This is a genomic window from Helicobacter apodemus (genome assembly GCF_000765745.2).
Taxonomy (GTDB): domain Bacteria; phylum Campylobacterota; class Campylobacteria; order Campylobacterales; family Helicobacteraceae; genus Helicobacter_D; species Helicobacter_D apodemus.
Window position 1 is genome coordinate 55,642 of sequence record NZ_JRPC02000014.1, and the last position, 8,962, is coordinate 64,603.

8 protein-coding genes and 1 pseudogene are annotated in these 8,962 nt (G+C 31.6%); 4 read left to right on the forward strand and 5 right to left on the reverse strand.

Going from position 1 to position 8,962, the window contains the following annotated elements:
* Positions 1-33 precede the first annotated feature (33 nt).
* The gene (locus tag LS72_RS06390) at positions 34-510 is read right to left on the reverse strand and encodes an acyl-CoA thioesterase (protein ID WP_034554394.1); all 477 of its coding nucleotides are present in this window, start codon (positions 508-510) and stop codon (positions 34-36) included.
* A 188-nt stretch (positions 511-698) separates the two neighbouring features.
* On the opposite strand from LS72_RS06390, the gene LS72_RS06395 reads away from it, so the two are divergent.
* The gene (locus tag LS72_RS06395; RefSeq protein ID WP_034554392.1) at positions 699-1,772 is read left to right on the forward strand and encodes a UDP-N-acetylglucosamine--N-acetylmuramyl-(pentapeptide) pyrophosphoryl-undecaprenol N-acetylglucosamine transferase; all 1,074 of its coding nucleotides are present in this window, start codon (positions 699-701) and stop codon (positions 1,770-1,772) included.
* Here LS72_RS06395 and LS72_RS06400 read toward each other — a convergent pair.
* The 3 genes from LS72_RS06400 to gdhA all read right to left on the reverse strand — a co-directional run bounded on the left by LS72_RS06400 (position 1,769) and on the right by gdhA (position 4,626).
* On the reverse strand, positions 1,769-2,404 hold the full coding sequence (locus LS72_RS06400; RefSeq protein WP_138155190.1) for a MarC family protein: 636 nt from the start codon (positions 2,402-2,404) through the stop codon (positions 1,769-1,771). The two genes, LS72_RS06395 and LS72_RS06400, sit on opposite strands and share 4 nt — an antisense overlap.
* A gap of 46 nt (positions 2,405-2,450) precedes the next feature.
* Entirely contained in the window at positions 2,451-3,161 is a 711-nt protein-coding gene (locus tag LS72_RS06405; RefSeq protein ID WP_138155194.1) for a DNA ligase, read from the reverse strand.
* A gap of 109 nt (positions 3,162-3,270) precedes the next feature.
* A complete protein-coding gene (gene gdhA, locus LS72_RS06410) occupies positions 3,271-4,626 on the reverse strand; it encodes an NADP-specific glutamate dehydrogenase (RefSeq protein WP_034554836.1) in 1,356 nt (451 codons plus the stop codon).
* Between the two features lie 337 nt (positions 4,627-4,963).
* Here gdhA and LS72_RS06415 point away from each other — a divergent pair, with 337 nt between their 5' ends.
* The 3 genes and pseudogenes from LS72_RS06415 to LS72_RS06425 all read left to right on the forward strand — a co-directional run bounded on the left by LS72_RS06415 (position 4,964) and on the right by LS72_RS06425 (position 8,012).
* A complete protein-coding gene (locus LS72_RS06415) occupies positions 4,964-6,880 on the forward strand; it encodes a motility associated factor glycosyltransferase family protein (RefSeq protein WP_034554835.1) in 1,917 nt (638 codons plus the stop codon).
* 176 nt (positions 6,881-7,056) lie between these two features.
* Positions 7,057-7,533 (forward strand): annotated as a pseudogene (locus LS72_RS11645) (LPP20 family lipoprotein); the annotation flags it as partial.
* A gap of 26 nt (positions 7,534-7,559) precedes the next feature.
* On the forward strand, positions 7,560-8,012 hold the full coding sequence (locus tag LS72_RS06425) for a hypothetical protein (RefSeq protein ID WP_238700741.1): 453 nt from the start codon (positions 7,560-7,562) through the stop codon (positions 8,010-8,012).
* 14 nt (positions 8,013-8,026) lie between these two features.
* Here the strand turns inward: LS72_RS06425 and LS72_RS06430 are convergent, their stop codons facing one another.
* On the reverse strand, positions 8,027-8,506 hold the full coding sequence (locus tag LS72_RS06430; protein WP_034554832.1) for a hypothetical protein: 480 nt from the start codon (positions 8,504-8,506) through the stop codon (positions 8,027-8,029).
* Between the last annotated feature and the right edge of the window lie 456 nt (positions 8,507-8,962).

An 8,962-nucleotide genomic window follows, 5' to 3' on the forward strand; every position in this document is an offset into this window, starting at 1 on the left:
AATCCCTCCAAGAGGAGAAATTGTAACATAAAATCACATTTGTTTATTGGCTAATTCCATTCTTACTTCTTTGCGTTTAATGGCGTTTTTATGTCGCCTTTTTTCTTCATCGGTTTGCGGGATGAATTCTGGAACCTTAGCAGGTTTGCCCTCTTCATCAACACATACCATTGTAAAGTAGGCACTATTAGTATGAGTATTAGAATGATTATAAACATCTTCAGCAATAACTTTAATACCTATTTCTAAAGAGCTAGTGCCGGTGTAATTTACCGATGCGTTAAAGGTCACAAGATTGCCTACAGCTATGGGTTGTTTAAAGGTAATACTATCAACAGATAGTGTAACTGCATATTTGCCACAATATCTAGCCGCACAAGCATAAGCAACTTGATCCATAAGCTTCATAATATCTCCACCATGAACCCTTCCGCGGAAGTTTGCCATACTAGGGGTCATTAAGATAGACATTGATAGGGATTTTTTATCAAGAATATTCATTTCTTCCATATTTAAGCCTTTATGATGTTGGTGTATTTTAAGGAAATTTTACAATTATTTTTAATACTTTTTGTAAAAAAGTATTATTTTATTTAAACTTTTGTCATAAGAGGTTGCATATTCTACACATTTAAGAAGTTGCTATGCCTTTAAAGTATTCTTGTGTTAAGATTTTAATAAAGTTTTAGAGGAATTTAATGAAAGTAGTTATTACAGGTGGTGGGACAGGAGGACATTTAAGTGTTGCAAAAGCTTTTTTAGAAGAATGTTTTAAAAATGGTTTAGAATGTATTTTTATAGGGAGTAATGCAGGACAGGATAGAATCTATTTTGAAAATAATCATTATTTTATTCAAAAATACTTTTTAAAGACTTGTGGGGTTGTTAATCAAAAAGGAATAGGTAAAATAAGGTCTCTTTGGCATCACTTTAGTGCTTTTTATGAGGTTTTAGGAATATTAAGGAAAGAAAAGATTAATTTTGTCTTTTCTGTGGGAGGATATTCTGCAGCACCTGCAGCATTTGCTGCTATTGTTTTGAAAATCCCTTTAATCATTCATGAACAAAATGCACAAATTGGACGATTAAATACTCTTTTAAAGCCCTATGCAAAACTCTTTTTCTCCTCTTATTTGGATACTTCGCCTACTAAATTTTATCCTATTAATCAAGCATTTTTTCAAACTGCTAGAATAAGGCATAGGGTGATAAATGTTTTATTTATGGGAGGGTCGCAAGGAGCTAGAACGATTAATAACTTTGCTTTAAGTGTGGCAGAGGATATGAAAGCTAGAGGAATAAGGATTTATCATCAATGTGGTAAAAGAGATTTTGAACGAGTATATAAGGAATACCAATCCCTTAAACTAAAATTAATGGTTTTTGAGGATGGGGATAATTTAGAGGGTGATTTTGATATATGTTTGTTTAAGTTTAGCCAACAAATGCCAGAGATTTTTAGAATCTGTGATTTTGCACTCTCAAGAGCGGGTGCTAGTTCATTGTGGGAGTTATGTGCTAACGGGTTACCCTCTTTGTTTATCCCTTATCCTTATGCGGCTAGTAATCATCAATATTTTAATGCAAAATTTTTAGAAAATAAGAATTTAGGGTTTTTATGTGAAGAAAAAAATTTATTTGATGAAGTATTATGGGATATTTTGGGGTATTTAGAAGAAGAAAAAATAAGCCAAATAAGTAAAGAGTTGCAACAACAATGTTCTAGTAATGCTACAGAAAATATCTTACAAATAATTTTAAAGAATATCTAGGCTAGATGAAAGAGAAATTTAAAACCTGTTATCATCATTTTTACCCCCATTGCCATAATAAAAACTAGGACAATTCTTGAAAAGACTTGTAAGATGAGTTTTCCAATAATGTGTTCAATGGTTGTAGCATAATGGAATAAAATCAGCATAAAAATAAAAGCTACTATGATGGCAAAGATAGTAATAGCTAAACCACTTTCTTCAGCAATTACCGTAATAGTAGAGAGTGTCCCAGGACCAACTAACATAGGAAACGCCATAGGGACAACACTTCGATTAAGTAATTCGTTTTTACTTAAATTTTGGTAATGGGAAAATTCTTCTTCTTTTTTGGGTATAATAAGGCTTTTAAGGCTAATTATGATTAACAATAAGCCACCAGCAATTCGTAAGTGATTAATATCGACTTTAAAAAGATAAGTCATAATAAAAGAGCCAGAAAATAAAAAGACCATAACAATAACAAAGGCTGTATAGAGTATTTTTCTAAAAAGATCTTTTCTAGTATTAAGCGCTAATCCCTCTGTCATATCAAGAAATTGTGGGAGATTTCCAAAAGGGTTTAAAACCGCTATAATAGCAATGGCAGCGAGGAGTATGAAGTAAAGTTCGGATTGAATCTCAACTAACATAATTTATTCCTTATTTAAGGATTAGAATATAATTGTAACATTTTTGTTAAAAATTTTTATCGCGAACTCTTAAAAAAATAGGAAATTTTGGTAGCTTATTTGCTGTGAAGCCAAAGTATTTGTAAGTAATAATGGAGTGAAGAGGAGGGGGAGATTTTCGCTCTTTATTGCTAAAGCCTGAACCAATCTTGAAGGTTTTATAAGCACCATCAATAAATGCTTGACAGAGGATGGCACCTAATTGTCCTTTAAACTTCCCTTTGCCTTGCGTATAACCTATAACTTCACATTCGCTATCTTCATAGGCTTTGTATTTATAGGCGATATTGGAGTTAATATTATCCCGTAAAATTAATCCTTCACCATTTCTTGCTAAAATTTCTTGAAAATAAGATTGTAAATGCTCTTGGTTTTGGATAGGAATTTGTGGAATTATTTTTATTTGCGACGTGAAATGAGATTTTAAATATTCCTCTAAAACCTCCAAACGTTCTTTTAGGTTACATTTTTCACAAATATTAGGCACATCAAAGACATAATAAGTAATTTGTTTCCACTCTTTTAAGGTAGATTTAGAATTACGAATAATACCTGAAGTCTCTTCAAAAGCATTATAAGATAGCCATAATTCTCCATCTAGACTAAATGGCGGAAAGTTCTCTAGCCATTCTTTAGGCGGATTTATGGGATAATTATTTTTGCTAATGAGAGTTTTTCCATCCCAAATTCCACGAATCCCATCAAGTTTTTCGCTCATAAGGGAGGTTGGGGTTATTACAAAGGAGTCTTTTGAATAGGTCTTAAAAGTTAAAGATTCCCCATATAAGGAATCTAAACCTAAAAATACTAGTAATAAAAGAAATATTTTATACAAGACCTTGCTCAATCATCGCATTAGCAACTTTTCTAAAGCCTGCAATATTAGCTCCTAATACTAAGTTGGTAGGGTCTTTAAATTCTTTTGCGGCTTCACTTGCACTTGCATAAATATGTTTCATAATATTATGAAGCTTTTTATCCACCTCTTCAAAACTCCAAGCGGTCATAGAGGCATTTTGGCTCATTTCTAAACCACTTGTTGCTACTCCACCGGCATTAGCAGCTTTACCCGGACCATAACAGATTTTTGCATCAATGAATTTATGGACAGCTTCAATAGTTGATGGCATATTCGCACCCTCACTAATACATTTACATCCGTTTTTGAGCAAATTTTCAGCGTCTTTTGCGTTAAGTTCATTTTGTGTAGCACTTGGGAATGCAGCAAATGCTGGAATGCCCCAAAGAGGATTATAATCTTTTGGATAGTCTTTTATACTTGTCCATTTTGCACCTTTTTTTGTTTTTGCGTAGGTTTCAAGACTTTCTCGCTTAACTTCTTTAATCTCTTTAAGAAGGGCTAAATCAATGCCATTTGCATCATAAATCATACCTTTTGAATCACTAATAGTTACAGGTTTTGCCCCTAATTGTTGGAGTTTCTCAATAGTATAGATAGCCACATTTCCACTTCCTGAAACTAAGCAAGTTTTGCCCTCTAAAGTCCCAAATTTGCTGTGCTTTAACATTTCCTCTGCAAAATACACGCTTCCATAGCCTGTTGCTTCTGTCCTTACTAAGCTTCCACCCCAAAGTAAAGATTTACCAGTTAAAACACCATCATAACGATTAGTAAGTTTTTTATATTGCCCAAAGAGATAGCCAATTTCTCTTCCGCCAACACCAATATCTCCTGCTGGAACATCTGTATGTGCCCCGATATGGCGATAAAGCTCATTCATAAAGGCTTGACAGAATCGCATAACTTCTCTATCACTTTTGCCTTTAGGGTCAAAATCACTTCCGCCTTTTCCTCCTCCCATTGCTAAACCTGTTAGAGAGTTTTTGAAAATTTGTTCAAAACCTAGAAATTTAATAATCCCCTCTGTAACACTAGGATGAAATCTTAAACCACCTTTATAAGGTCCTAAAAGCGAACTAAATTCTATTCGGTATCCTCTATTAACTTGAATCTCTCCTTTATCATCTTCCCAGGTTACTCTAAAATTTAGTTGTCTTTCTGGAATCACTATTCTTTCTAAAACTTTGAACTTCTCGTATTTTTTATCCTTTTTTAAAGCAGGTTCTATGGACTCTAAAACTTCTCTGACTGCTTGATGAAACTCTATTTGGTCAGGATAGAGTTTTTGCACTTTTTGAATGATATTTTGCACATAAGACATAATTGCTCCTTTTTTAGCCGAAATTTTATGGTCAAAATTCTATTAAAACTTTATTTAATATAAGCTTATAAAACTAATTTTTTTTTTAAGCTATATTTTATAATTAGTATTTTTGTGTAAGAATTAGCAGAATTATTGTGAAGTTATTGATAGTATTGTGCTAATTTTTAAAAATAGTGGGGGGGGGTTAAAAGATGAGGGTTAAAGCACTCTAATTTTATATTAATTAAAGAATTAAAATATTTTAATTCTTCTTATTTAATGGAGATTAAAGTATGGGAATATGTTATTATTTTATGCACTAAAGCCTTAAGGAAGGAAGTTAGAATTAAATATTATGAAAATTATAGAATTGTTAAAAAATAGCAGTTGTGAGGAAATTGAAGTTTTTTGTCAAAATAGATTTAGAGAGAATCTGATATTCTTTCAGCAAGAAAACTCTGCTATTTTTGAAGCTTTGCAAAAACCCTCTAAAGAATATCAACTTTATATTGGTAAAGAAGGCGTAAATATAATTAATCTCCAAAATAATGCTTGGCTCTATCCTTTAGAAGATGGACAATCTACTATGCTTACAATTCACGAAAATTTAGCCTTTGAACCTCCTATTAATGATAAATGGAATCGTGTTTGCGGGAATAAAATGTCAATGATGGATGAAAGATTTCCTTATAGCTCTATTTGGGTCAATGGGATTTTAAATTTTGCTCTTAATAATGGGGGTGTTGAGCATTATCATTTGCCAAGTAACTTTCTGCCTAATCTTAGCCTTTTTGGGCTAGGTGGTGGAATCTTTTTGCAAATTTTGGTGGAGAAATATCAAAAGATTAATAATTTTTTTATTTTTGAAGAATCTTTAGATTTATTCCGCATTTCTTGTTTTTTTGTGGATTTTGCTTTATTATTTAGCAAGGTAGAGCGTAAGGGGGGATATATTTTTATAGAAAGCATTATGCAAAGAAATTATGCTTTGAATTTTTTTGCTTCTCGTAGGATTAGCACGGCTATTATGAGGTTTGAGCTTGTGATGTATCAAACCCCCATTACACAAAGTGCTCGTGCTTTGGTTTATGAGTTACATTCGCAATCTCTTAGAGGTTGGGGAACTTATGAAGATGAGATGAAAGGGATTATTAATAAGAGAAGTTTTACTCTTAATCCTATGTTGATAGAACCTAAAAGGGTGAATGCTCCTATTTGTGTTGTCGCTACGGGTCCAAGCCTTGATTTTTTATTGCCCTTCATTAAAGAAAACCAAGGTAAAATGATTATTTTTAGTTGTGGGACAGCTTTGAAGCCTTTATTAAAAGCTGGTATCAAGCCAGATTTTCAAATAGAAATAGAAAGGCATGATTATTTAGATGGGATTTTAAGAGAAGCTCCTTTAGATAATATACCTTTACTTTGTGCTTCTGTGCTTGATAGAAAGGCTAAAGAGGTAGCAAAAGAAATTTATATGTTTGAACGTGATGGCTCTAGTGCGGCGAACCTTAATGAGCCAAGGTTTAAAGTGAAATTTACCGCTCCTTTAGTTGGTAATGCAGGTGCTGCTTTAGCAAGTTATTTAGGAAGTGATGTGATATTATGTGGGCTTGATTGTGGGTATAAAAAAGGGGTGAAAAAACACGCTGCAAATTCTTATTATGGGGAAGAGCAAGAAATAATACCAGAGGACGCTTATAGGGTTGATGGGAATTTTAGTAATGATATTTATTCAGATGCACTTTATTCACTCTCAAGAACTTCTTTAGAGGAGACTTTTAAGATATTAAAACCCTTTAGTATTTTAAATTTAAATGATGGGGCGTATATTAAAGGTGCTATTCCTACACATTTTGAAGATTTTGAATTAAGATCCATTAATAAAAAAGAAGCCATCTCTCAGTTAAAATCACTTTTTAAAGATCCTAAAGAAGAGCAATTTTATACAAAAGATACGCAAAAATATCTCTTTGAAATAATTGTTTTTAAAAACAAGATTTCTGATTTATTTAAAATAGAGGTTCATTCTAAAATTGATTTATTTTCTAAGGTAGATGCTATCTATGATGAAATATCTGCTATTGAACGAAAAAATGCGTTTATTGGGATTTTATTTGGAGGTTCTTTAAGTCATTTTCTTTATACTTTAGCTTTAGCGAGTATTCATTTGCCTTATGATGATATGCAAAGTTTTTGGCAAAAAGCAGGAGAACTTTATGAGCAGGGAATGGAAAAAATGGTGGGAAATTTAAGGGAAATACTTGTAAAATGAAATTTGGAATGCTAATTGCTTCTTAAAATATATCTTAAATCAAAAGGATTAGAATGATGACAAAAAAAACAATTTCATTAGTTTTAGCAGGAATGCTTTTTGGTTCAAGTTTAGCAGTTGCTCAAACTACTACTTTAGTAGATAGTCCTCAAATAGCTTCTACAGCAGGTTATGGAACAAACTATACAATAACAAGTCCAGTGGGTAATACAGAATTTCAAGGAAATCATAGAAACTCAAATACTCCTGCTGTGCCTCTACAAGGTATTGAAGCGGGCGGAGATGATATAGTTATCCCCAATGCCCCAATGATTACTCCATCAAGTATTATTGAAATTAATGCTATTGGAATGGGTGTTGCTCCAGAATCTACATTATCTCCAGCACAAGCTTTGGCTTTGGCTAAAAGAGCTGCAATTGTAGATGCTTATAGGCAAATTGGGGAGAAAATGTATGGAATTAGAGTAAATGCTCAAGATACTGTGAGAGATATGGTGTTGAAAAACTCTACTGTTAAAACAAAAGTAATGGCGATTATTAGGAATGCTGAAATTATAGAAACTGTTTATAAAGATGGTTTATGTCAAGTAAGTATGGAATTAAAACTTGATGGAAAAAGATGGTATCGTATTTTAACAGGCGAAGAATTTTAACCATTCTTTTGTTCTCTTTTGGTTTTTTGATAGTTTTGGGTTGTGCAAAACATAGTCCAAAGCTACAACAAATCACTCCTAAAATTATTTTTTTCTCCACTAAAGATTTTCGATTCTATGATACAGGTTTTATTAAAGTATTGCCTAATGAGACAACCTTAGAAATTTTTAATACTGGGCATTTATTATTTTCTCTTTCAAGTTTTAAAAATAAGATTTGCCTTAATCAACAATGCTATGCCAAAGATACTATAATAAGAAAGTATTTTGGTGATGATTCCTTAAGAGGGTTAGATTTTAGGCTTCTTTTGCAGGGTAAAGAGATTTTTTTAGGAGAAAATAAGGTGCTTTTGGAGAATGGTTTTTATCAAACCATAAAAAGGGGAAATCTTGAAATTTATTATGAAGTCTCAAAAGAAGAAATATTCTTTGAAGAGAGAGAGAATAAATTTATTTTAAAAATAGAAAATTTAAAATGAAATTTTTGGGAGATTTAGAATCTTCCAAAATATCGAATAGCTCCGATTTTTTTATCAAGATTTTTTAATAATTGTAAGTTTTCTGCACTTAAGTTGGAAGTTTCTAATATATTTTTTGTTTGTTGAGGATTTAAACTGGGATTATATTTTTGTAAAATATCAAATCCCATTTTTTCTTCTTTATTAATGATTCCATTGTTATACATTGCTTCTCCTAATTCCGATAAATTTTGATTAAAAGTAGCAGCAAAATTTTGTATTTTAGTCATTGCATTACTCTTTTCAAAGGAATCTTGAATTGTGCTTGGTGCATAGAGATTAGATTTATTGTTAAAAATATTAAATAGAGATTCTGTCTTGGTTGTTTCTTGTGCCTTGAAAGTAGAATTATTCTTTGGTGAATATTCAGAAATACTATCACTATTTGTGTTTTTGTTTTGATAGGCTTTATTTAATAAACCCCACATAGAGTTATTTTTATCATTAACATTCATTAATTATCCCTTGTCAATAAAATATTCCCAATTAAACAAGCAAGAATTATTCCAAAAAGGTAAATTAACCCCCCATTCTCTTAATTAACCAATAACATCTACTTAATACCTAACTATCTCTGTATCCCCTTTAATCTTTAATCCACTTAATACTTACTCAATACCTAACTTGAATAAATACCTAATATCCCCTTTAATCTTTAAGACCTAAGACTTACTTAATCTTTAATCCACTTAATCCACTGACTTACTCATCTATCTACCTAATCTTAACCAAACAATCTTCTTTGAAATTCAATCAATCATTGTATCTAAAACTTAATAGAGCATTTATAACTCCTTTAATCCATTAATCCGCCCCTTAATCTCATATTAAGCTATTTTTACTATAATTTCACTTCCTTTTTTGCATTTTAAAAGGGTTCTTTGAAAATTCAGCTTGATTTAGGATATTAA

Excerpts from the sequence above, each read along its gene's own strand:
- LS72_RS06390 (WP_034554394.1), bottom strand. The coding sequence starts at position 510 with ATGGAAGAAATGAATATTCTTGATAAAAAATCCCTATCAATGTCTATC.
- LS72_RS06395 (WP_034554392.1), top strand. The coding sequence starts at position 699 with ATGAAAGTAGTTATTACAGGTGGTGGGACAGGAGGACATTTAAGTGTT.
- LS72_RS06400 (WP_138155190.1), bottom strand. The coding sequence starts at position 2,404 with ATGTTAGTTGAGATTCAATCCGAACTTTACTTCATACTCCTCGCTGCC.
- LS72_RS06405 (WP_138155194.1), bottom strand. The coding sequence starts at position 3,161 with ATGAGCGAAAAACTTGATGGGATTCGTGGAATTTGGGATGGAAAAACT.
- gdhA (WP_034554836.1), bottom strand. The coding sequence starts at position 4,626 with ATGTCTTATGTGCAAAATATCATTCAAAAAGTGCAAAAACTCTATCCT.
- LS72_RS06415 (WP_034554835.1), top strand. The coding sequence starts at position 4,964 with ATGAAAATTATAGAATTGTTAAAAAATAGCAGTTGTGAGGAAATTGAA.
- LS72_RS06430 (WP_034554832.1), bottom strand. The coding sequence starts at position 8,506 with ATGAATGTTAATGATAAAAATAACTCTATGTGGGGTTTATTAAATAAA.